The 21210-nt window shown below is 64.5% G+C and carries 19 protein-coding genes; 11 read left to right on the forward strand and 8 right to left on the reverse strand.

The window, feature by feature from the left end; genetic code table 11:
• Positions 1 to 43: 43 nt before the first annotated feature.
• A complete protein-coding gene (locus ACROSR_RS04755) occupies positions 44 to 904 on the forward strand; it encodes a sigma-70 family RNA polymerase sigma factor (RefSeq protein WP_432682628.1) in 861 nt (286 codons plus the stop codon).
• A gap of 163 nt (positions 905 to 1067) precedes the next feature.
• Here the strand turns inward: ACROSR_RS04755 and clpA are convergent, their stop codons facing one another.
• Positions 1068 to 3404 carry an ATP-dependent Clp protease ATP-binding subunit ClpA gene (clpA, locus tag ACROSR_RS04760; RefSeq protein ID WP_432682629.1) on the reverse strand — a complete coding sequence of 779 codons (2337 nt, stop codon included), beginning with the start codon at positions 3402 to 3404 and terminating at the stop codon, positions 1068 to 1070.
• Positions 3405 to 3558: 154 nt separating this feature from the next.
• Positions 3559 to 4326 carry a hydroxyacylglutathione hydrolase gene (gloB, locus tag ACROSR_RS04765; RefSeq protein ID WP_432682630.1) on the reverse strand — a complete coding sequence of 256 codons (768 nt, stop codon included), beginning with the start codon at positions 4324 to 4326 and terminating at the stop codon, positions 3559 to 3561.
• Positions 4327 to 4388: 62 nt separating this feature from the next.
• On the opposite strand from gloB, the gene ACROSR_RS04770 reads away from it, so the two are divergent.
• Complete coding sequence (locus ACROSR_RS04770) at positions 4389 to 5129, forward strand: methyltransferase domain-containing protein (RefSeq protein WP_432682631.1); 741 nt, start codon at positions 4389 to 4391, stop codon at positions 5127 to 5129.
• 3 nt (positions 5130 to 5132) lie between these two features.
• Here ACROSR_RS04770 and ACROSR_RS04775 read toward each other — a convergent pair whose 3' ends face one another.
• The 4 genes from ACROSR_RS04775 to ACROSR_RS04790 all read right to left on the reverse strand — a co-directional run bounded on the left by ACROSR_RS04775 (position 5133) and on the right by ACROSR_RS04790 (position 9993).
• Positions 5133 to 5615: a thioesterase family protein gene (locus ACROSR_RS04775; protein ID WP_432682632.1), complete on the reverse strand. Its 483-nt coding sequence runs from the start codon at positions 5613 to 5615 to the stop codon at positions 5133 to 5135.
• 114 nt (positions 5616 to 5729) lie between these two features.
• On the reverse strand, positions 5730 to 7553 hold the full coding sequence (gene glmS, locus ACROSR_RS04780) for a glutamine--fructose-6-phosphate transaminase (isomerizing) (RefSeq protein WP_432682633.1): 1824 nt from the start codon (positions 7551 to 7553) through the stop codon (positions 5730 to 5732).
• A complete protein-coding gene (gene glmU / locus ACROSR_RS04785; protein WP_432682634.1) occupies positions 7553 to 8908 on the reverse strand; it encodes a bifunctional UDP-N-acetylglucosamine diphosphorylase/glucosamine-1-phosphate N-acetyltransferase GlmU in 1356 nt (451 codons plus the stop codon). Before glmU ends, glmS begins: the two co-directional genes overlap by 1 nt.
• A gap of 125 nt (positions 8909 to 9033) precedes the next feature.
• Positions 9034 to 9993, reverse strand: coding sequence for a LysR family transcriptional regulator (locus tag ACROSR_RS04790; protein WP_432682635.1), 960 nt, complete (start codon positions 9991 to 9993; stop codon positions 9034 to 9036).
• Positions 9994 to 10100: 107 nt separating this feature from the next.
• Between ACROSR_RS04790 and ACROSR_RS04795 the strand changes: the two genes are divergently transcribed.
• The 9 genes from ACROSR_RS04795 to ACROSR_RS04835 are packed head-to-tail and all read left to right on the forward strand — an operon-like array spanning position 10101 to position 18873.
• The gene (locus tag ACROSR_RS04795; protein ID WP_432682636.1) at positions 10101 to 10967 is read left to right on the forward strand and encodes an ABC transporter permease; all 867 of its coding nucleotides are present in this window, start codon (positions 10101 to 10103) and stop codon (positions 10965 to 10967) included.
• Positions 10967 to 11752, forward strand: a complete 786-nt coding sequence (locus tag ACROSR_RS04800) for an ABC transporter permease (protein WP_432682637.1) — start codon at positions 10967 to 10969, stop codon at positions 11750 to 11752. The genes ACROSR_RS04795 and ACROSR_RS04800 overlap by 1 nt, the downstream gene beginning before the upstream one ends.
• A gap of 35 nt (positions 11753 to 11787) precedes the next feature.
• Positions 11788 to 12930 carry an extracellular solute-binding protein gene (locus tag ACROSR_RS04805; protein ID WP_432682638.1) on the forward strand — a complete coding sequence of 381 codons (1143 nt, stop codon included), beginning with the start codon at positions 11788 to 11790 and terminating at the stop codon, positions 12928 to 12930.
• A 60-nt stretch (positions 12931 to 12990) separates the two neighbouring features.
• The gene (locus tag ACROSR_RS04810) at positions 12991 to 14061 is read left to right on the forward strand and encodes an ABC transporter ATP-binding protein (RefSeq protein ID WP_432682639.1); all 1071 of its coding nucleotides are present in this window, start codon (positions 12991 to 12993) and stop codon (positions 14059 to 14061) included.
• A gap of 4 nt (positions 14062 to 14065) precedes the next feature.
• Positions 14066 to 15418 carry an aminotransferase family protein gene (locus ACROSR_RS04815; RefSeq protein WP_432682640.1) on the forward strand — a complete coding sequence of 451 codons (1353 nt, stop codon included), beginning with the start codon at positions 14066 to 14068 and terminating at the stop codon, positions 15416 to 15418.
• Positions 15419 to 15425: 7 nt separating this feature from the next.
• The gene (gene kce / locus ACROSR_RS04820) at positions 15426 to 16352 is read left to right on the forward strand and encodes a 3,5-dioxohexanoate:acetyl-CoA acetone transferase (RefSeq protein ID WP_432682641.1); all 927 of its coding nucleotides are present in this window, start codon (positions 15426 to 15428) and stop codon (positions 16350 to 16352) included.
• Positions 16353 to 16381: 29 nt separating this feature from the next.
• Positions 16382 to 17410, forward strand: coding sequence for a histone deacetylase family protein (locus ACROSR_RS04825; protein ID WP_432682642.1), 1029 nt, complete (start codon positions 16382 to 16384; stop codon positions 17408 to 17410).
• On the forward strand, positions 17407 to 18501 hold the full coding sequence (locus ACROSR_RS04830) for an NAD(P)/FAD-dependent oxidoreductase (RefSeq protein WP_432682643.1): 1095 nt from the start codon (positions 17407 to 17409) through the stop codon (positions 18499 to 18501). Before ACROSR_RS04825 ends, ACROSR_RS04830 begins: the two co-directional genes overlap by 4 nt.
• A gap of 21 nt (positions 18502 to 18522) precedes the next feature.
• A complete protein-coding gene (locus tag ACROSR_RS04835; protein ID WP_432682644.1) occupies positions 18523 to 18873 on the forward strand; it encodes a RidA family protein in 351 nt (116 codons plus the stop codon).
• A 15-nt stretch (positions 18874 to 18888) separates the two neighbouring features.
• Here the strand turns inward: ACROSR_RS04835 and mepA are convergent, their stop codons facing one another.
• Both mepA and ACROSR_RS04845 read right to left on the reverse strand, forming a co-directional pair.
• On the reverse strand, positions 18889 to 19806 hold the full coding sequence (gene mepA / locus ACROSR_RS04840; RefSeq protein WP_432682645.1) for a penicillin-insensitive murein endopeptidase: 918 nt from the start codon (positions 19804 to 19806) through the stop codon (positions 18889 to 18891).
• Complete coding sequence (locus tag ACROSR_RS04845) at positions 19791 to 21170, reverse strand: MFS transporter (protein ID WP_432682646.1); 1380 nt, start codon at positions 21168 to 21170, stop codon at positions 19791 to 19793. Before ACROSR_RS04845 ends, mepA begins: the two co-directional genes overlap by 16 nt.
• Between the last annotated feature and the right edge of the window lie 40 nt (positions 21171 to 21210).

The following is a 21210-nucleotide window of genomic DNA, read 5'->3' on the forward strand; positions in this document are numbered from 1 at the left end:
ATCGATCATTTAGTTTCGAAGCGAAACAAGTTGGAACTGGAAGATGAACAAACCCGTCAGGCACTGGGCAACAGGATCGCGCGCCAAGTCCCGCGCCGGCATGCTGTCGGCGCAGGACGAAGGGGATCTGCTGCGGGCATGGCAGCAACACGGTGACCGCCGGTCACGTGACCTGCTCCTGCGTGCTTTTGCCCCTTTGGCCGGGGCGAGCGCGGCCCGGTTTTCCGCCACGTCGGGCGAGGCCGATCCCGATCTGTTGCAGCAGGCGAATATCGGCCTGATGAAAGCCGCGGACCGGTTCGATCCCGCGCACGGAACCCGCTTTGCGACCTATGCCGTCTGGTGGATCCGGGCCGAAATCCAGGCGTTCAGACGCGCCAACATGTCCGTGGTCCGCCGACCCAATTCCCCCCAGATCCGCAAGGCCGCCGCACACCTGTCCCGCCTTGACGCCGAAGTCTCGAACGAGGCGGACAGTGACAGTCTTGAATCCGAGATGCGCATTGCCGAAGAACTGGGTGTCAGCATCGAACGGCTTGTGGATCTGCGCGCGCAGCTTTCCGTTACGGATCAGTCCCTGAACATCCGTCCTTCCGGGCCGGATGGTGACGAAAGCATCGCCCTTCTCGCTGATCCGGCGACGACGGATATCCCGGAACGCGTCCATCCATGTGACGTGGATGTGCTGCGCGCTGCCTTGGTTCAGACACTGTCCGATCTGCCAGAACGAGAACGCGAGATCGTACTTGCGACCGAACTCGCCGATCCGCCCGCGACGCTGGCGGTTCTTGGCGCGCGCTTCGGCATTTCACGGGAACGTGTGCGTCAATTACGTGAACGTGGCCTTGCAAGATTGCGCCAGTCGCTGCGCCAGCGCGGGCTTGCGCCCGAGTGTTTCATATAAGTCAAGGCTACCACCGCACGAACACGATGTCGGCCATGTTCAGGCAAGGTGCGATCTTCGGAACGCATGCATGCCAACCGGATACGGGAAGTGTAGTGAAAAAAACCACGGCGACCGAAGGGGTCGCCGTGGTTGATCGTTTCGCTTGGGACGTGTCTTCAGCCTATTCTGCGGTCAGCAGCGGCGGTTTCTTTTTTCCCGAAAGACGCCGTGCCGAAGGGCCTTCGACCTCGAGTTCGATCTTGTCGTCCTTGACGCTGACCTTGACGAGACCGCCCTTGGCAAGCTTGCCAAAGAGAAGCTCCTCGGCCAGCGGCTTTTTGATGTGCTCTTGGATGACGCGGCCAAGCGGGCGTGCGCCCATCTTGTCATCGTACCCTTTCTCGGCCAGCCATTCTGCCGCCGGCTCTGTGAGTTCGATGGTCACATCCCGATCCAGAAGCTGCGCTTCCAGTTGCAGGACGAATTTCTCGACCACTTTCAGGATCACCGACTTGGGCAGCGGCCCGAAGGAGATGACGGCGTCAAGGCGATTGCGGAATTCCGGCGTGAACGTCCGTTCGATCGCTGCCGTATCCTCGCCTTCGCGGCGGTCGCGATTGAAGCCGATGGCGGATTTCGCAAGCTCTGTCGCGCCCGCATTCGACGTCATGATGAGGATGACATTGCGGAAATCCACGTTGCGCCCGTTGTGATCGGTCAGCGTGCCGTGATCCATGACCTGCAGCAGGATGTTGAATACGTCCGGATGCGCCTTTTCGATCTCGTCCAGAAGCAGCACGCAATGCGGATGCTGATCCACGCCATCGGTCAGCAGCCCCCCCTGATCGAACCCGACATAGCCCGGCGGCGCACCGATCAGGCGGCTGACGGCGTGCTTTTCCATGTACTCGGACATGTCAAAACGCAGAAGCTCGACCCCGAGCGTGCTGGCAAGCTGGTTTGCTACTTCCGTCTTGCCCACGCCCGTCGGCCCGGTAAACAGGTAGTTGCCGATCGGCTTTTCCGGCTCGCGCAGCCCGGCCCGTGCCAGTTTGATGGCAGAACTGAGCGCCGTGATCGCGGTATCCTGACCAAAGACGGCGCGCTTGAGCGTGCTTTCGAGATCCCTGAGCACCTCTGCATCGTTTTTCGACACGTTCTTGGGCGGGATGCGCGCGATCTTGGCCACCACGTTCTCGATCTCTTTGACCCCGATCGACTTGCGCCGCTTGGACGCGGCCACCAAGTGCTGCGCTGCGCCGGCCTCGTCGATCACATCGATCGCCTTGTCGGGCAACTTTCGGTCGTTGATGTAGCGCGCTGACAGATCCACGGCAGTGCGGATCGCGTCATTGGTGAACTTGACGCTGTGGTGATCCTCGAAATACGGCTTCAGACCGTTGAGGATCTTGACCGTATCCTCGACCGTGGGTTCGACAACGTCGATTTTCTGGAACCGGCGCGACAGGGCGCGGTCCTTCTCGAAATGCTGACGATACTCCTTGTAGGTCGTCGAGCCCATGCAGCGCAGCTTGCCACCCTGCAGCGCGGGCTTGAGCAGGTTGGAGGCATCCATTGCCCCGCCCGATGTCGCGCCGGCCCCGATGACCGTGTGGATCTCGTCGATGAAGAGCACCGCGTCGGGATGCTTTTCAAGCTCTGTCATCACGGCCTTGAGACGCTCCTCGAAATCGCCGCGGTACCGTGTCCCGGCAAGCAGCGCCCCCATGTCGAGCGAATAGATCGTCGTGCCCGCCAGCACCTTGGGCGTGCCGCCTTTCACGATCTTCAGCGCCAGACCTTCGGCGATGGCCGTCTTGCCGACGCCGGGATCCCCGACGAGAATGGGATTGTTCTTGCGCCGGCGGCACAGCACCTGGATGCAGCGCTCGACCTCGGTGGCCCGCCCGATCAGCGGGTCCACATCGCCCGTCCGGCTTTTCTCGTTGAGGTCGACGCAGTACTTCGCAAGCGCAGAATCGCCGGCCTCGACCGCGTCGGATTCGGCGTTCTTGGACGACCCGTCCTCGTCCATGTCGGTCGCGCCGGTCACCGGGCGGGATTCGCCGAATGCAGGGTCCTTTGCCACGCCATGTGCGATGAAATTCACCGCATCGTAACGGGTCATGTCCTGTTCCTGAAGGAAATACGCGGCATTCGATTCGCGTTCCGCGAAGACCGCGACAAGCACGTTGGCCCCGGTCACCTCGGTCCGGCCGGAGGATTGGACATGGATTGCCGCACGCTGGATCACGCGCTGGAACGCCGCCGTCGGCACCGCCTCGGACCCGTCAATATCGGTCACGAGATTGGCGAGCTCCTTGTCGATGAACTCCACCAGTGTCGTGCGCAATTCCTCTGTCTCGACGCTGCATGCCTTAAGCACGCGCGACGCATCGGGCTCGTCGACGAGGGCAAGCAAAAGATGCTCCAGCGTCGCGAATTCATGCCGCCGCGCGTTGGCCAGCGCCAATGCCGCGTGGATCGCCTGTTCGAGTGTGTTCGAGAATGAAGGCACGGTCGTGCTCCTTCTGATCGTGGACGGGGCGGTGTACCCCGATCCTTGGCCTCATAGTCTTAAAGTTTGGTCGATACGGACCACGCTTCAAGGATTCTTTCGACAAACCGGCTCATTTTTCAAGCTTCCGCATGTTTCGTTCGTGGCGTGCGCCTTAGAAACGGTCCTTCCGGGCACGTATTTCCGCAAAGACCGCATCGGGTTCGGCGCCGACCATCCCCAGTTGTGCCTGGATATCCGGGTCGCTCGTGCGCAGGAACGGGTTGGTGGCAAGTTCGTCTTCAAGTGTGGAGGGCACCGTCGATTTCCCCGCGCGTCGCCTGCTCTCCACTTCTGATACTCTGGACTTAAGCTTCGGATTGTCGGGATCAACGGTCAATGCGAATTTCGCGTTCTTTTCGGTGTATTCATGGCCCGAGCATATCATCGTGTCGGGCGGCAGCGCCGCCAGCTTGGACAGACTGTCATGCATCTGCGCCATCGTTCCCTCGAACACCCGACCACAGCCAAGGGCCATAAGGCTGTCGGCGGTGAAGGCGACATGGCTATGTGGAAAGTGGAAGGCGACATGACCGACCGTGTGTCCCGAGACATCCATCACGCGGCCCTCCTGTTCACCGATCCGCACGGTATCGCCGTCGTGCAGCGCGATATCCAGCGCGGGCAGGCGATGCGCGTCCGCCGCGGCACCGATGACGCGCGCAGGCGCTTTCGCCAGAAGCTCCGACAGGCCGTCGACGTGGTCCCAATGATGATGCGTGAGCAAAACATCCGTCAGCGTCCAGCCTTGCGCCTCGAGCGCCGTCAGAATGGGCCCTGCCTCTGGCACGTCGATCACCGCGGTGTCGCCGGTTGCCGGATCATGCGCGAGATAGGCGTAATTGTCCGACAGGCAGGGAATGGTAACGATTTGCAAAGTCATGGTATTTTCCAAGCCGCGATATGGTGATATCTTCACGTTGACCGATAACGGGCGTTTCTGCAATGCATCTGGACGTACAAGACCTGCGAAATTTCTATTACCGCAGCGAGTTGGGTCGCGCGGTACAGAAAACCGTGCGCGAGCAGATCGCCGAATTCTGGCCGGAGGCGCAGGGGCAGACCGTGGCCGGGTTCGGTTTCGCGGTGCCTTTCCTGCGCCCGTATCTTGCGGATGCGCGTCGGGTCGTGGGCCTTATGCCCGGACCGCAGGGCGTGATCGGCTGGCCGCAGGGCATGCCCAACATCTCTGTCCTGTGCGAAGAAACGATGTGGCCCATCGAAACCGGGCATGTCGACAAGCTGCTGGTCGTGCACGGGATCGAGATGTCGGAACGTCCCGGCGCATTGCTGGCGGAATGCTGGCGCGTGCTGGGGCCGGGGGGGTCCGCGCTTTTCATTGTTCCAAACCGGGCGGGGCTGTGGTCGCGGTCGGATCGCACGCCGTTCGGCTTTGGCCGGCCCTACAGCCAGACACAGCTTGAGAACCAGTTGAAAGGGTATGATTTCCTGCCCGAACGACACGCGACATGCCTGTTTCAGCCACCCTCCGAGCGGCCGTTCTGGCGCAAGACGGCCGGCATGTGGGAACGGATGGGGGCACGCCTGACACTGGCGGTGGCCGGCGGTGTCCTGATCGTGGAGGCGACCAAGCGCGTGCAGGCACCGGGCGGACCGGGCTTGCGCGAAAAGGTCCGCAAGCCCCTCGGCGTTCTGTCGCCCCGTCCCGAGGCCAAGCCGGTCTGACCCTCAGGGCTTGCGCGCAATGCCGATCCGGCGCCCCACGCCGTCGGGCTGCGGCAGGGCCGCATGGGCCTGCGCCATCTTTGCGACGCGGGCCTGCACGTCCTCGGGCATCGGCGCGACGCGCGGCCCGGACAGATCCACGTGCAGGGTCAGCCCCTCGCCAGTGGCTGCCAGCCAGCCGTCTTCGTGATAAAGCTGCTGGAACGCGTGAAAGCGCTTTGCATCATGATCCAGCAGGTGAAAGCTGCTGCGTACACGGTCGCCCAGCTTCACCTCGCGCAGGTACCGGATGTGGAACTCGGCGCTGAAGGTGGTCAGGTTGCGCGCCGCCACGTAATCGGGGCCAAACCCCATCTCGGCGAAGGCTTCATCGGCACAGCGATCGAACAGGACTGTGTAATAGCCCATGTTCATGTGCCCGTTATAGTCGATCCAGCCTTCCTCGACCGCGTGATAGCTGGACATGAAGGGGGCGGCATCGGACATGGCAACGGCTTTCCTTACGGCTGATGGCGGCCTTGTTCTAGGGGAGGTCACGCCACGATGGCAATGACCGCGCGCGGGTGTCCGGCTGCTTTTGCATCTTGCGGCCGGACCGGCCTATTCCACGGTGACGGATTTCGCCAGATTGCGCGGTTGATCGACATCCGTGCCCTTGGCGATGGCGGTGTGATAGGCCAGCAATTGCGCCGGCAGCGCGAACAGGATCGGCGCCAGCACAGGATCGACACGCGGCAGGGTAATGGTGCGCCATGTGTCTGCGCCGGCCGCCTCGACCCCCTCGGCATCCGAGATCAGCAGGATCTGCCCGCCGCGGGCCATGACCTCTTGCATGTTCGACACGGTCTTGTCGAAAAGCGCGTCGCAGGGAGCCATGACGATCACGGGAAGGTTTTCGTCGATCAACGCGATCGGGCCATGCTTCAACTCGCCCGAGGCGTAGCCCTCGGCATGGATGTAGCTGATTTCCTTGAGCTTTAGCGCCCCTTCGAGGGCCAGCGGATACATCAGCCCACGCCCGAGGAACAACGCGCTCTGGGCGGTTGAAAGGTCGCGTGCCACGGCGCGGATGTCATGGTCGATCTCCATCGCCGTGTTGAACGTGGCGGGCAGGCTGCGCAGATGCGACAACATGTCGGCCAGGCCTTCGTCGTCGATCCGCCCGCGCGCGTGACCGGCTTTCAGCGCCAGCAGCAGCAGAACCGTCAGTTGACAGGTGAAGGCCTTGGTCGAGGCGACACCTATCTCTGCCCCGGCGAGGATCGGCAGGGACAGGTCGCTTTCGCGCGCGATCGAACTTTCGGGCACGTTCACCACCGACAGAACCTGTCCCGCCCGTTCCTTGCAATACCGCAGCGCGGCAAGCGTGTCGGCCGTCTCGCCCGACTGGCTGACGAACAGCGCGGCGGTCCGGTCATTGACGGGCGGGTGGCGGTAGCGGAATTCGGACGCGATATCGACATCCACGGGCAGGCCCGCCAATTGCTCGAACCAGTATTTCGCGGTGAGACAGGCATAGAACGCCGTGCCGCACGCGACCATGGTCATACGCTCGATGCTGCTGAAATCCGGGGTGCCGCCGGGCAGCACGATGTCGCGGCCATCCTCGCTGAGGTAATGGGTCAGGGCAGAGCCGATGACCAGCGGTTGTTCGGCGATCTCCTTGGCCATGAAGTGCCGGTGCCCGGCCTTGTCGACACGGGCGTGGTCGATCTCTATGGTCTTGACCGGCCGGGTCACGGCATCCCCGTGCGCGTCCGTGATCGTCACGCCCTGCCGTGTCACAACCGCGAGATCCCCCTCTTCGAGGTAGGTGATGCGATCGGTCATCGATCCCAAAGCGATCGCGTCGGACCCCACGAACATCTCGCCCTTGCCGTGACCGATGGCGAGCGGGCTGCCCTTGCGCGCCGCGATCAGCAGATCGGGCGCGCCATCGAACAGGAAGCACAGCGCGTAGGCCCCGTCGAGCCGTGCGATCGTGGCGCGTGCGGCGGATTCGGCGTCCATGCCTTCCGACATGAACCGGTGCGCAAGCAGCGCGACGGTCTCGGTGTCGGTATCCGTCTCGTGGCCGAACCCGGCCTGTGCCAGTTCCGCCCGCAGATCGCGGTAATTCTCGATGATCCCGTTATGCACGACCGCCACCGGACCGGCCTTGTGCGGATGCGCGTTGCCCTCGGTGGGCGCGCCGTGCGTGGCCCATCTGGTATGTCCGATCCCTGCCTTGCCCGCCAGCGGCTGATGCACCAGCGCGTCCGACAGGTTGACCAGCTTGCCCACGGCGCGGCGGCGGTCCAGCCGCCCCTCGTTCAGCGTGGCGATTCCGGCGCTGTCATAGCCGCGATATTCCAGCCGCCGCAGCGCATCGACCAGCATCGGCGCCGCCTCGTGATCGCTGAGGACCCCGATTATTCCGCACATTATCCGCGCTCCTTGTCCCTTTGGGCCTTTTTCGCCCGCAACATGTCCAGCAACTTTCGCGCAAAGCCGGGCTTTTCCACCTGCCGGGCGCGCCCGAGGGCCAGCGCGCCGGGGGCCACGTCGCGCGTGATCACCGATCCCGACCCGGTCATCGCGTCGTCCCCGACCGAGACCGGCGCGACCAGCATCGTGTCCGAGCCGATGAACACCCGGTCGCCGATCCGCGTTTCGTGCTTCATGACGCCGTCGTAATTGCAGGTGACGGTGCCAGCGCCGATATTGCTGTCGCGCCCGACCTCGGCATCGCCGATATAGCTGAGATGGTTGATCTTGGCCCCTTCGCCGATCTGCGATTGCTTGATTTCGACGAAATTGCCGATCCGCGCATCCTCGGCCAGTTCGGTTCCGGGGCGCAGGCGGGCGTAAGGCCCCACGATCGCGCCGCGCGCAACGTGACAGCCTTCGAGATGCGAGAATGCCCGGATGCGCGCACCGGTCTCGATTGTGACGCCGGGCCCGAAGATGACGTTCTGCTCGATCAGGCAATCGCGACCGAGATATGTGTCATGCGCGAAATGCACGGTCTCGGGGGCGACCAGCGTGACACCGTTTTCCATCGCGTCGGCCCGCCTGTGCGATTGGAACGCGGCCTCGGCGACGCTCAGCTCGGTGCGGCTGTTGATGCCCATGGTCTCGGCCTCGGTGCAGGTGACGGCGGTGGCCGAAAGGCCGCGTGCGCGCGCCAGCCCGACGATGTCGGTCAGGTAGTATTCGCCAGAGGCGTTGTCGTTGCCGACCTGCGCGATCAGATCGAACAGCAGCGGTGCGGGGGCCATCACCACGCCGCTGTTGCACAGCGTTATTGCCGCCTCCTGCGCGGTGGCGTCCTTGAACTCGACGATTCGTTCCAGCACGCCATCCGCGACAACCAGCCGCCCGTAACGCCCCGGATCGGCGGCCTCGAAGCCCAGGACCACAACGTCATGCGCATGCCGCGCCTCGGCCATCCGGTTCAGCGTTTCGGGGCGGATGAAGGGCGTGTCGCCGTAAAGCACCAGCGCGTCGCCGTCATACCCGGCAAGCTCTGACCGGGCCTGCGCGACGGCATGGGCTGTGCCCAACTGCTCCTCTTGCAGAACGATGCGCACGGTGTCGTCATGTGCGTGGGCCGCCTTGGCCACAGCATTGGCGCCGTGGCCCGCGACGATCACCGTATGATCTGGATCGAGCGTTTGGCCCGCCTCGGTCGCGTGGGTCAGCATCGGGACCCCGCCGACCTCGTGAAGAACCTTCGGCAGGTCGGACTTCATGCGCGTTCCCTTGCCCGCCGCCAGTATGATCAGTGCAATCGACATCAGAGGCCCCACGTCATGCGAACATGCCAGTGTTCTACCGGGTCGCAACGCAGGTGCAAGGGTGCCGGCAATCAAACCTCGTTACCGCAGTGACACCCGCCTGCGCGGAAAGCCGCCCGATCCGGTCAGCGATAGGTGCGCGCCTCCATCGGCGTGGTGTCGATGCGGTGCGCCAGGCGGTCAAGCAGGGACTGTTCTGCCCGGTTCAGGATGGCGCGCGGGTTCCACACCACGTGCACATCCACCGGCGCCGTCTGATCATAGGGGGGTAGTTGCCACAGCAGCCCGTCCTGCACGTCCCGCTGCGCGACATGCAGGGGCAGCGGGCCGATTCCCAGCCCCGCGACGATCATGCGCCGCACCTCCTCGAGATGGCTGGAGGTGGCGATGATCCGGTCGCCCAGTTCGGCCTGGGCGCGCATCAGCGTCACCGGCTTCAGGGCGTCCTGCAAGCGGTCAGTGTCGAAGCTGACGGCGCTTTGCCCGGCCAGATCGGCACGCGTCAGGTCGTGATGTCCGAACAGCGGGTGCGGCGGCCCGCAAAACAGCCCGAAGAACTCGCGGTAAAGCCGCAGATATTCCAGCTTGGGATTGCGCTGATGCACGAGGCAGATCGCCAGCGACGCGGCACGGGCCGAGACCTGGTCGATTGCCTGCGCCGAGGTATGCACCTCGATGGACAGCGTGGCGCGGGGGGTCTCGGTGTGAAATTCCGCCAGCACCTGATCAAAAAGCGGGCAGACCACATGGCTGGCCAGTGCGACACGCACATGCCCCGTGACCTCGTCGGTCATGTTTCGCATCAGGGTCGACAGCCGCAGGATCGCGCCCTGTATGTCCAGTGCCTCGCGGTAGAGAACCTCGCCCGCCTCGGTCAGGTCATAGCGTCCGGGCGACCTGTTGATGAGCCGCTTGCCCACGCGATCCTCCAACCTTTTCAGGGCAGTAGAGACCGAGGGCTGCGTCAGGCGCAGCCGGTGCGCTGCATCTGTCACCGATCGCGACTGCGCCATGGTGACGAATGTGCGCAAGAGGTTCCAATCCATCTCGCGCATGATGCGGTCGGGGCTGTCGCGGTTATCCATAGATTTGATCTATTGTCACAATTCCTATTATCTATTTGATAAATGCATGCCCGCTTTGCACCCTAGGTTCAAGCCCAATGAACCAAGGGCATGCGAAAGGGAGACCGATGTCGGTCGAAGCCCGCGAGGCAAGACAGCCGTGGATACTGCTATCTCCCGCCCTGACGGCGGTGCTGTTCCTGCTGATCATCCCGCTGATCTTCATCGTTGTGTATTCCTTCTGGCTGCGCTCGGCCACGGGCGCGGATACGGTCGGTTTCTATCTCGACAACTGGCAAAAGGCGCTGACCGACCGCTTCTATCGCGACATCCTGCTCAACACGTTGAAGATCGCGGCGATCACCACGATCGTCTGCGGGCTGATGGGCTACCCGGCAGCGTATTTCATCGCCCGCTCCAAGGGCAACAAGCTGATCCTGCTGCTGTTGTTGATGCTGCCCTTCTGGATCAGCTACATCATCCGCACGATGAGCTGGATCAACATTCTCGGCACCTCGGGCGCGCTCAACACGCTGCTTGTGTCGCTCGGCATCATCACCGAGCCGATCCAGATGCTCTACAACGAGGCCACCGTGATCCTCGGGCTCGTGCATTTCCTGCTGCCGTTCATGGTTCTCAACGTCTATGTCAGCCTCGAAGGGATCGACACCAATCTCGAGGATGCGGCGACGTCGCTCGGGGCGACCAAGTGGCAGGCCTTTACCCAGGTCACGTTGCCGCTGTCGCTGCCGGGCCTCGCCGCCGGGGGGCTGTTGTGCTTCGTGCTGGGGGCGGGCACCTACATCACGCCGATCGTGCTTGGCGGACCGACGGATGCGATGTTCGCCAACCTTGTCTACGAGGCGATCATCACGCAGCTCAACTGGCCCTTGGGATCGGCGCTGTCGCTGCTTCTGCTGATCGTGCTGGGGCTGCTGGTGGCGATCTACAACCGCTACCTGGGGCTATCACAACTGGCCAAGGGGCTGGGCTGATGGGGTGGCAGGCGATCCGCATCTGGACCGTGCTGGTTTACGGTTTCATGTTCCTGCCCGTCGCGGTTGTGGTGCTGCTGTCGTTCAACGCCAACCAGTTCGGCAGCTTTCCGATGACCGGGTTTTCGCTGCGCTGGTTCGGGGAATTGTGGAACAACGACGCGGTGATGCGCGCGTTCCAGACCTCGCTGGTGCTCGGGCTGATGACGGCGGTGATCTCGACAACACTGGGCATCCTCGCGAGCCTTGCGCTGGTGCGCTACCGCGTGCCAGGGCGTAACACGATCACCACGCTTCTGATCGCACCCATTCTGGTTCCGGAAGTGGTGCTCGCTGTGGCGCTGCTGCTGTTTCTCAACTGGCTGGGGCTGGGCAAAAGCTTTGCGCTGTTGCTCGCGGGGCATGTCATCTTCACGCTGCCCTTCGTGATTCTCGTGGTGCAGGCGCGGCTGGTGTCGATCAAGCGCGACGTGGAAGAGGCCGCGCTCAGCCTCGGGGCCTCGCCGGTGCAGACCTTCTTTGCGGTGACGCTGCCGCTGATGCTGCCGGCGGTGGCCGCCGGCGCGCTGTTCGCCTTCACCATCAGTTTCGACGACATCACCGGCACCCTCTTCTGGAAGCCCGGCGGGGTGGAAACGGTGCCGACGCAGATCTTCTCGATGCTGCGCAATTCGATCAGTCCGGAAATCAACGCGCTTGGCACGGTGATGATCGTGCTGACCGTGGGCCTGCCGCTGCTTGGTGCGGCGGTGGCCCGCAAACTCGCCATGAAAGGCGGCACCTGAGAACCGCCAGAACCCTCGACAAGGAGATATGACAGATGGATAACGGCAAAAGATACGAACGACTGCTGGAGCGTTACCGCAACGGCGATCTCGACCGGCGCAATTTTCTGGGCCTTCTGGGTGCGGCCGGTCTGGCCTACGGCGTGCAGACGCCGCTTGCCCGCTTCGCGCATGCGCAGGATGTGCAGCAGGTGCGTTTCGATGGCTGGGGCGGCGTCGTGTCCGAGGCGTTCCGCGAACACGCCTTCAAACCCTACACGGAAAAGACCGGCATCGAGGTGGTCGATGGCACCTTCTCGGGGGGTGACGAATATCTGGCCCAGGTCCGGTCCAGCCAGGAGGGGGCGTATAACGTCGCGCATCTGTCGGGCGTGTTCGATTATGCTCGCTACGTGAATTTCGGGCTGACGGTCGAGCTGAACCTCGACAACATTCCCAATATGTCGCTGGTGATGGACACCCTGACCGACGCATATCGCAGGGTGACGCCCGATTACCTGTCGGCGGTGCCCTACGACTACGGCACGACCGGTCTGGCCTATAACCGCAAGTACATCTCTGACGAGGAAATGAAGGAAAAGGGCGCGTCGATCCTGATTGACGAGGCCTACAAGGACAAGATCGGCGGCTGGTCCGACTGGCGCACGCGCATCTGGTACGGTGCCCTGCAGACCGGGCAGGACCCCAACAACATCCAGGACATGGAGGCCGTCTGGGATGCGATCCGCAGCCACCGCGACCTCGCGCTGAAATACTGGTCCTCGGGCGCCGAACTGATGAGCCTGTTGGCCGAGGAAGAGATCCACGTTACCGAAGGCTGGTCGGGCCGCATCGCGGCGCTGCAGCAGGAAGGCCACGACATCGGCTATTACGATGCGCCGGGCAGCTTCGCGTGGCAGGAATGCCTGTTCGTGATCAAGGGCAGCCCGGTCGAGGCCTGCGAGGAATTGCTGAACTTCATGCTCGCGCCTGAAACCTCGATCGCCGTGGCCGAGGGTCAGAACTATCCACCGGCGCTTGACGGCACCAAGGTGGATCTGGGCGACAAGATCCCGACGTTGCCGGCCTATGATCCGACGGGCACGCTGTCGTCGCTGACCTTTGCCGATCCGAACTACTGGAATGGCAACGAGGCCGAGTGGTCCGAAACCTTCAGCCGCGTGCAGCGCGGGTACTGATCCCTGCCCCGTCCCGGCATCTGTCGGGACGGGGTCTTTTCGCCTGACAGGAGGCCGCCGATGAGCGCCGTCACCCTCAAAGATATCGTCAAGCGATTCGGCACTCTCACTGCCGTGCACCCCACGACGCTGGAGATCCCCGAGGGCACGTTTCTAACGCTTCTGGGCCCGTCGGGCTGTGGCAAGACCACCAACCTGCGGATGATCGCCGGGCTTCTCGACCCGACAGAGGGCGAGATCCTGATCGGTGGCCGCCGTGTCAACGACGTGCCGATCCACAAGCGTAACCTCGGCCTCGTCTTCCAGAACTACGCGCTGTTCCCGCACAAGACGGTGGCCGAGAACGTGGCGTTTGGCCTCAACTACCGCGATATCCCGAAATCCGAGATCCCCGGCCGCGTGCAGGCGGCGCTGGACCTTGTCCAATTGCCGCAGATGGGCGACCGCTACCCCAAGGAACTGTCGGGCGGCCAGCAGCAGCGCATCGCGCTGGCCCGCGCCATCGTGATCGAGCCGGACGTGCTGCTTCTGGACGAGCCGCTCTCGGCGCTGGACGCCAACCTGCGCGAGGACATGCGGGTGGAATTGAAACGTATCCAGGAGCGTATCGGCGTGACCACGATCTTCGTCACTCATGACCAGTCCGAGGCGCTAGCGATGTCGGACCTGATCGTGGTGATGTCCGAAGGCCGGGTCGAACAGGTCGGCGCGCCCGAAGAGGTCTACAACACCCCCGCCTCGGAATTCGTGGCAAATTTCCTCGGCGCGTCCAACATACTGACCGCGCGATGCACCGATCACGGCGAGGTGGTGATGCTGGAAGAGGCCACATTCGGACGTCTGCAGGTGCCCGCGGCCAAGGCGCCCAACCTCACCGGCACCGGCGCGGCCAAGCTGGTCGTGCGCGCCGAGAAACTGCTGCTGGCCCGCGATCCGGCGCCCGAGGGCGTCGTGTCGGTGCCGGCCACGGTCGAGACGGTGGATTACCAGGGACAGGCGGTCCGGTACTTCGTCCGGGCGGGCGAGGCACAGTTGCAAGCCATCAACATGATCGATGAGCGCCCCTTCGCGCAGGGTGCCGAGGTCCATCTGCATCTGCGCCCGCAGGATTGCGCGGCGCTGCCGGGATAGGACCATGACACGACACCCCTCTCACCTTTTCTACCAGGGCCGCGACCGCAAGCCCGTCCTCGACCAGGCGCGCGGCGTCTACATGTGGGATGTGGACGGCAAGCGGTATCTGGATGGCTCTTCGGGCGCGATGGTTTGCAACATCGGCCACTCGAACGACACCGTGCTAGAGGCGATGCGCCAGCAGATGGAGAAATCCACCTTTGGCTACCGCCTCCATTTCGAGACCGAGGCGTCGGAAAAGCTCGCGGCCAAGACCGCAACGCTTTGTCCTGCCGGACTGAACCGCGTGTTCTTCGTCTCGGGCGGGTCCGAGGCGGTGGAATCGGCGCTGAAGCTTGCGCGCCAATATGCGCTTGCCATCGGTGAGGGCAGCCGGTGGAAGGTCATCAGCCGCGCGCCGTCCTACCACGGCTGCACGCTGGGGGCGCTGGCGATCACATCCTACGCGCCACTGACAGAGCCGTTCGCGCCGATGATGCAGGCGATGCCGAAAATCCCCGCGCCCCGCGCCTATCTGGACGGGCTGGATCCGGATGACCCGACGACGGGGCATCATTATGCCGACATGCTGGAGGCGCAGATCCTTGCCGAAGGCCCCGACAGCGTGCTCGCCTTCATTGTCGAGCCGATCGGCGGCGCCTCGACCGGCGCGCTGGTGCCGCCACGGGGCTACATGGAGCGCGTGCAGGAAATCTGCCGCAAATACGGCGTGCTGCTGATCCTCGACGAGGTGATGACCGGGGCGGGGCGCACCGGCAAATTCCTCGCCGCCGAGCATTGGGATCTGGACCCCGATATCATCGTCATGTCCAAGGGCTTTGCCGCCGGGTACGTGCCGCTTGGCGCGATGGTGGCCCGGGACCGGTTGGTCGAGGATGTGCTGGATGCGGGCGGGTTTCTGCACGGCTTTACCTATGCCGGCAATCCGCTGGCCTGCGCCGCCGGCCTTGCCGTCATCGACGAGATCGAGCGGCAGGACCTGGTAGGCAACGCCGCGCGCATGGGGACGCTGCTGCAAGGGCGCCTGCACGGGCTGATGCAGCGCCACGCGATCATCGGCGACGTGCGCGGCATGGGCCTGCTGACGGCGTTCGAGTTCATGGCGGATCGTGACACCAAGGCGCCGCTGCGCGCAGATCTGCAGGCGCATCAACGTTTCGTGCAGATCTGCTATGAAAAGGGCCTGATCGTCTATTCCCGGCGCACGCGCGACGGGGTCGAGGGGGATCACATCATCATCGCGCCGCCGATGATCGTGACCGAGCGGCATCTGGACGAGATCACCGACATGCTCGACGCCTCGTTGACGGCGTTCACCGCAGAGATCCGCCCGGCCATGAGCCGGGCCATGTGACGGCACCATGCGCGAAATTCTCATCACCTGTGCGCTCACCGGTTCGATTCACACGCCGTCCATGTCGCCGCATCTGCCGATCACCGCCGACGAGATCAGCCGCGCGGGCATCGAGGCCGCCGAGGCCGGCGCGGCGATCCTGCACCTGCACGCCCGCGATCCCGAAACCGGCCGACCCTCGGCGGACCCGGCGCATTTCCGCGCTTTCCTGCCGCGTTTGAGGCAGGGCTGTGACGCGGTGCTTAACCTGTCCACCGGCGGCAGCGCGGTGATGACCCTCGATGACCGGCTGGCGGCGTCGAAAGAGGCCGCGCCCGAGATGGCGTCCTTGAACATGGGCACGATGAATTTCGCGCTATACCCGATGGCCGAGCGCATAACCGATTGGCAGCATGACTGGGAAAAGCCGTTTATTGAGGCCTCCGACGATCTGGTATTCAAGAACACGCCCCGCGACATCGCCCGCATCCTGACAGAGCTTGGGCAAGAGCGCGGCGCGCGGTTCGAGTTCGAGTGTTACGACCTCAGCCATCTCTACATGCTGCGCCACTTCGCCGACCGTGGGCTGGTCGCGCCGCCCTATTTCATCCAGTTCGTGTTTGGCGTATTGGGCGGCATGGGGCCGGACCCCGAGAATCTGACCCACATGCTGCGCATTGCTGACAAGCTTTTCGGGCAGGATTACATGTTCTCGGTGCTGGCCGCGGGGCGACACCAGATGCCGATGGCGGCACAGGCGGCGGCCATGGGCGGGCATGTGCGTGTCGGGCTCGAAGACAGCCTGACGATTTCGCGCGGTACCCTGGCACGGTCCAATGCCGAGCAGGTCGCCAAGGTTCGCGGCATCGTCGAGGCCATGGGCCGAGAGGTCGTCGGCCCGGATCGTGCGCGCGTGCTTCTGGGCTTGAAAGGGGCGGAGGCGACGGCGATCTGACGCCGCATCGCCCAAGGCAGGAGGAAGTGATGAAAGCCGTATTCGACGACCGACAATGGCGGCACGAGCCGCAGTATTTCATGGCCAATGGGCTGACAAAGCCAAGCCCGGAACAGGCGACGCGCATCGCGCGCCTGACAGACGGCGCCAACGCGGCGAGTTGTGATTTCATCGCGCCGCAGGATGCGGGCCTCGGGCCGGTCGCCGCCGTGCATACGCCGGAATACGTGACCTTCCTGCGCAACATCTACACGCGCTGGCAGCGCATGCCAGAGGCCGGGGCAGAGGTGATTCCCAACATCCACCCCGCCAATCGCAGCGACACTTACCCCAAATCGGCCGTCGGGCAGGCCGGCTATCATCAGGCCGACACCGCCTGTCCCATCGGTGCACATACATGGGAGGCCGCGTATTGGGGTGCGCAAAGTGCCGTTACCGCGGCCGATCTGGTGGCGGGCGGCGACCGCGCCGCCTACGCGCTGTGCCGTCCGCCGGGGCATCACGCGTTCAGCGATCTCGCCGGGGGGTTCTGTTTTCTCAACAACGCGGCCGTCGCGGCCGGGCGGTTGCAGCGGCTTTGCCTGCGCGTGGCGATCCTTGACGTGGACGTGCATCACGGCAACGGAACGCAGGGCATCTTCTACGACCGCGGCGATGTTCTGACCGTCTCGGTGCATGCCGATCCGGCGCGGTTCTACCCGTTCTTCTGGGGCCATGCCGATGAGCGGGGCGCGGGTCCGGGGCTTGGCTGCAACCTGAACCTTCCGCTGCCGCGCGGCACCGGCGACGACAGCTATCTTCAGACCTTGAGTCGCGGGCTGGAGAGAATCGAGGCGTTCGGGGCCGATGCCGTGGTCGTCGCCCTTGGCCTCGATGCCTACGAGGGGGATCCGTTCCAGGGCCTCGCCATCACCACGCCGGGCTTCGCGCGGATCGGTGCGGCGATTGCGGGGCTGGGGCTGCCGACGTTGTTCGTGCAAGAGGGTGGGTACCTGTGCGAGGAACTCGGCCAGAACCTGACCGCCACGCTGACCGGGTTCGAAGAGGCCGCGACGTGACCGATATCGTCGTGATCGGTGGCGGCATCGCCGGGATCAGTGCGGCGGCGGAATGCGCCCGCGCCGGGGCATCGGTCACCGTGCTCGAATCCGAGCCACAGATCGGCTATCACGCCACCGGCCGGTCGGCGGCGATCTTCATCCGCAATTACGGCAACGCCACGCTGCGGGCCTTGAACGCCGTGGCAGAGCCGGTCTTCGAGGACCCGGGCGAGATCAGCGATACCCCGATCCTCAGCCCCCGCGGCGAGCTTATGGTGGCCTCCGAGGCGGAGCTTCCGGTGCTCGACGCCTATCTCGACGGCGCCGTCGGGGTGGAGCGACTGACGGGCCGCGAGGCCGCCGAGATCGTGCCGATCCTGCGCCCCGAGCGGATCGCAGGCGCGCTGATCGAACGTGACGCGCGCGGCATCGACGTGGAGCGGCTGTTGCAGGGCTATGCGCGGTTGTTGCGCGCGCGCGGCGGTCGTATCGTGACCGGGTCAGGCGTCACCGCGATACACCGTGAGGCGGGCGAATGGCAGGTCGAGACGATGCAAGGCCGCTATGCCGCGCCGATCCTGGTCAACGCTGCAGGGGCCTGGGCCGACGAGGTGGCGTCGCTGGCCGGTCTGCCCCGCATCGGATTGCAGCCGTGCCGCCGGTCCGCCGCGATCATCCCCGCGCCGGACGGGCAAGATATCGACGATTGGCCGATCTTCGGCTCTATCGCCGAGACATGGTATGCCAAGCCCGAGGCGGGCAAGCTGATGGTCTCGCCCGCCGACGAGGACCCGGTCGATCCGCATGACGCCTGGCCCGATGACATGGTGCTGGCCGAAGGCCTTGACCGGTTCGAACAGGCGGTCACGTATGAAGTCCGCCGTGTCGAGCATAGCTGGGCCGGCCTGCGAACCTTCGCGCCGGACCGCACGCCCGTCGCCGGGTTCGATCCGCGCGGCGAAGGGTTTTTCTGGCTGGCCGGGCAGGGCGGTTACGGCGTGCAGACCGCGCCCGCGCTGTCGCGGGTCGCCGCCACGCTGATCACGGGCGGAACCCTGCCCATCGATGCCGCCACGCGCACGGCCCTCGCCCCCGACCGATTTTTCTGATCCAACCCAAAAGGCCACGAAATGACCGAGATCACCCGCCAGCACACCGGCCAACGCATGAGCCAGATCGTCACCCATAACGGCACCGTCTATCTTGCCGGTCAGGTTGGCACACCCGGCGACAGCGTGGCGGACCAGACCCGCAGTTGCCTTGACAAGGTCGAGGCGTTGCTGGCCGAGGCCGGAACGGACGCCACCCGCATCCTGCAATGTGTCATCTGGCTGGCCGACATGGACGATTTCGCCGAGATGAACGCGGTCTGGGATGCGTGGGTGCCCGAGGGGCACGCGCCCGCGCGGGCCTGTGGCGAGGCGAAGCTGGCCACGCCAGAATACAAGGTCGAACTGATCGTGACCGCCGCCGTGCCTTAAGCGCTCCGGCCCGCGTCAGTCGGACTGAAGTACGGCAACGCACTGGCGCGGCAGGTCTTCCATCGTCAGTTCGCGCCGTGGCTTGGGCGGCGGCGCGTCCGGATCGGGTGGCGGCGGATTTAGGATGTTGCGCACCCATTGCGCGGCCTCGGCGCAGCCATCGCCCGGCGGTGGTGCGTCCTGCGCCACGCATCCCGCCGCCCCGTCGGGGCAATTCAGCCGCACGTGGAAATGGTAATGATGCCCCCACCATGGCCGCACCTTGCGCAGCCAGTCGCGATCGCCGGTCGCGTCATTGCACATCTGTACCTTGGCGCCGGGAAAGATGAAGATCCGCGCGGTGCGGGGGTCCTTGGCCGCGGCCTTGACGATCTCGTGATGCGCGCGGGTCCAGTTGCCGTTCGTGTAGGCCCCGTTCGCGCGGCGCATCGAGATCGAGGACAGGTTTTCGCGGGCCGTCCGGCTGAGCGTCAGGTCATCCGCCGGACGCAGCCAGATATCGGCATCCATACCGCTTTGGTGGCTGCGGTGGCCGGTCAGCATCGGCCCGCCGCGCGGCTGGCTGATATCGCCGACATATAGACCGTCCCAGCCCGGTTGCGTGGCGGCGACCCGCGACAGGCGCTGGATGAAATCTATGGTTTCGGGATGCCCCCAGTTGCGGTTGCGGCTGAGGCGCATTGCCTGCCATGTCGGCCCCGTTTCGGGCAGGGCGGTCGCGCCGGCGATGCACCCCTTGGCATAGCCGCCGTGCACGTCCGGACCCTGCCGGGACGCCTGCCGCTTTGCGCCGAAAAGCTGCTTGGCCTCGACGCCCTGCATCTCTGCGGGGATGTTGCGGCTGGATACCGTGCCGGAGGGCGGGGCGTCCGACGTGGTGCTGCACGCGGTCAGACCGAGGAAAAGCGCGGTGACGGCTATGATGCGGCCCATGTCTCTTGATCCCCGGTTGGTTTTACCCAGCGTAGCAGCAGCAGGCCGATCAGGAAAAGCAAAATCACCGGCGAGACGCCAAGGCGCGCGCTGCCGGTCAGTGCGGTGACCGTCCCGATCAGCGCAGGCGCGAGAAACGCGGTGGCCCGGCCCGACAGGCCATAAAGGCCAAAGTTCTCGGTCGGGGCGGCGGGGTCGGTATGGCGCACCATCAGCGTGCGGCTCGCGGCCTGAAGCGTGCCCCCCAGTCCGCCGATCAGCACGCCGCAGCCGAAGAACACCACATCGGGCAGGATCGACCCCTCTGGCAAGGGTATGCCGAAGATCTGGCTGCGATCCATGCCGACCACCGTCACGCAGACCGCGATCAGCCCCCAGATCGCGGCGATGATCACCGGCTTGGGGCCAAGGCGCCTGTCCGCCTTGCCCCCTATCCAGGAAAACAGCGCCGCCGAGATCGCGCCGACGATGCCGAAGATGCCGACCGAGGTGATCGACCAGTTGAGCACGAGGATCGCGTAGGTGCCACCGAACCCGTACAGCCCGTTGAGCGCGTCGCGGTAGAACATCGACGAGCCGAGATATGTGCTGAGGCTCAGGCGGTGGCGCAGGCTTTTCACGGTTTTGCTGAGAAGCCCGAGCGCGCCGGCAAGGCCGCGCCCCTGCCGCGCCGGGCCTGTGTCGCGCACCCAAAGGAAGTACGGGATCATGAAGACCGCGAACCACAGTGCCGTGAACGGGCCGACGACCCGCGTGCCCTCGCGCGCGGCGGCGTCCAGCCCGAACGCCGGGTCGAGGCCGATCAGTGTCTTGCCGCTGGGCTGTTCGACGAACAATGCCAGCATGATCAGCAGCGACAGCACCCCGCCCGCATAGCCGAAGGCAAAGCCGGAGCCGGACAGGTCGCCCGCCTCTTCGGCGGTGGCAAGAGAGGGCAGTTGCGAATTCACGAAGATCAGCGCGTATTCCGCCCCGATGAATCCGATCCCGAAGGCGACAAGACCCCACCACAGGTTCGATCCGTCGGGCAGCATCCACCAGATCCCGAAGGCGCCGGCCACGTACATCGTTGAAAAGATCACGATCCACGGCAGACGCTTTCCCGTCGTGTCCGCGAACGCCCCAATGATCGGTGCCCCGAACCCGATGATCAGCCCGGTCACCGTCAGGCACCACGACCACATCGTCTGGGCGCGGGCATCGGCGACCCCTTCGCTCAGCCCGGTTGTCATGAAGTGATCCGAGGCGACCGAGGCGAAATAAGGCCCGAAGATGAAGGTGATCAGAAGGGTGTGATAGGGCTGGCTGGCCCAGTCGAAAAAGAACCAGCCCCAGATGCGTTTGCGCGGTGTGATGCCAGTCATGCCTGCCCCTTTGATCCTCGGGGGATATGACCGCTCAATC

It is taken from the genome of Roseovarius tibetensis, from assembly GCF_050896375.1.
Lineage (GTDB): Bacteria > Pseudomonadota > Alphaproteobacteria > Rhodobacterales > Rhodobacteraceae > Roseovarius > Roseovarius tibetensis.

Coding starts and splice junctions, on each gene's coding strand:
- ACROSR_RS04800 (WP_432682637.1), top strand. CDS start 10,967: ATGGGGTGGCAGGCGATCCGCATCTGGACCGTGCTGGTTTACGGTTTC.
- ACROSR_RS04795 (WP_432682636.1), top strand. CDS start 10,101: ATGTCGGTCGAAGCCCGCGAGGCAAGACAGCCGTGGATACTGCTATCT.
- ACROSR_RS04755 (WP_432682628.1), top strand. CDS start 44: ATGAACAAACCCGTCAGGCACTGGGCAACAGGATCGCGCGCCAAGTCC.
- ACROSR_RS04790 (WP_432682635.1), bottom strand. CDS start 9,993: ATGGATAACCGCGACAGCCCCGACCGCATCATGCGCGAGATGGATTGG.
- mepA (WP_432682645.1), bottom strand. CDS start 19,806: ATGGGCCGCATCATAGCCGTCACCGCGCTTTTCCTCGGTCTGACCGCG.
- ACROSR_RS04845 (WP_432682646.1), bottom strand. CDS start 21,170: ATGACTGGCATCACACCGCGCAAACGCATCTGGGGCTGGTTCTTTTTC.
- kce (WP_432682641.1), top strand. CDS start 15,426: ATGCGCGAAATTCTCATCACCTGTGCGCTCACCGGTTCGATTCACACG.
- gloB (WP_432682630.1), bottom strand. CDS start 4,326: ATGACTTTGCAAATCGTTACCATTCCCTGCCTGTCGGACAATTACGCC.
- ACROSR_RS04775 (WP_432682632.1), bottom strand. CDS start 5,615: ATGTCCGATGCCGCCCCCTTCATGTCCAGCTATCACGCGGTCGAGGAA.
- glmS (WP_432682633.1), bottom strand. CDS start 7,553: ATGTGCGGAATAATCGGGGTCCTCAGCGATCACGAGGCGGCGCCGATG.
- ACROSR_RS04825 (WP_432682642.1), top strand. CDS start 16,382: ATGAAAGCCGTATTCGACGACCGACAATGGCGGCACGAGCCGCAGTAT.
- ACROSR_RS04810 (WP_432682639.1), top strand. CDS start 12,991: ATGAGCGCCGTCACCCTCAAAGATATCGTCAAGCGATTCGGCACTCTC.
- ACROSR_RS04770 (WP_432682631.1), top strand. CDS start 4,389: ATGCATCTGGACGTACAAGACCTGCGAAATTTCTATTACCGCAGCGAG.
- ACROSR_RS04835 (WP_432682644.1), top strand. CDS start 18,523: ATGACCGAGATCACCCGCCAGCACACCGGCCAACGCATGAGCCAGATC.
- glmU (WP_432682634.1), bottom strand. CDS start 8,908: ATGTCGATTGCACTGATCATACTGGCGGCGGGCAAGGGAACGCGCATG.
- ACROSR_RS04805 (WP_432682638.1), top strand. CDS start 11,788: ATGGATAACGGCAAAAGATACGAACGACTGCTGGAGCGTTACCGCAAC.
- ACROSR_RS04815 (WP_432682640.1), top strand. CDS start 14,066: ATGACACGACACCCCTCTCACCTTTTCTACCAGGGCCGCGACCGCAAG.